We start from the raw sequence: 893 nt of genomic DNA, 5'->3' as shown, positions 1-893 counted from the left end.
CACCTGATTGCGCAGCTAATGCACGGCTAGCAATACTATGAGCACTGTGCTGATGACATTTATCAGTGTTATCAGCTGCTGCTTTCCAATCACTCTGTTTTAAACTTTGTATGATGGCGTCATAATCACTACTGGCAACGGCATACTCTGCAAGATTGGCTAATAGCGCGTCGTTGCCGTTACACATCGCACCCGTTAGCCCTAAAAACAAACCTGTTTTTGCTGGCATACGCTGTAGAAACCAACTGCCAGAAGCATCAGGGAACAGTCCAATGGTGACTTCTGGCATTGCAAATCGGGTGCGCTCAGTAACCATTCGATGACTACAACCTGCCATCAAGCCCATGCCGCCACCCATGATAATCCCGTCGCCCCAGAGGATTAATGGCTTTGGATAAAAATGCATTTGCCGATAAAGTCGATACTCATGACCAAAAAACTCTGTCGCATAAGGGTTCGGTAGCGGCGCACTGGTAGACATACTGTCATACAGCTTACGAATATCACCGCCAGCACAAAATGCCTTATCGCCAGCTCCTTTTAAGATGAGTGCCACTATCTGATCGTCACTTTCCCACTGCTCCAGCTGGTGGGCTAGTAACTGACACATCTCAACGCTAAGCGCATTAAGAGATTTGGGTGCGTTGAGTGTCATGATGCCAATCAGATGACCACAGTCTGTCGACTCGGTCTCAAATAATACGGGCGCGTCTTGAGTACTTGTCTCTACGGCTTTTTGATTGTTAATATTATCCGTCGCTGTCATAAAATCGACCTATCAAGTTTGAAAACAAGAATATTAGAATAAAAATGGATTTATTGTGTTTATTTATTCTGCCAAGTAGGCTTGCGCTTTTCTAAGAACGCTTGCACGCCTTCGCGCTGATCTTTGG

The 893-nt window shown here is 45.7% G+C and carries 1 protein-coding gene; it reads right to left on the bottom strand.

What is annotated here, in order from left to right:
• Window positions 1-766: enoyl-CoA hydratase/isomerase family protein (locus tag ACS8FD_RS18165; protein WP_439276879.1), on the bottom strand; the 766-nt coding region annotated here is incomplete at its 3' end.
• Window positions 767-893: the final 127 nt, after the last annotated feature.

Source organism: Psychrobacter sp. 1U2, assembly GCF_051847575.1.
Note: the sequence above shows the minus strand (reverse complement) of the source record. Positions and strands in the feature narration are given on the sequence as shown.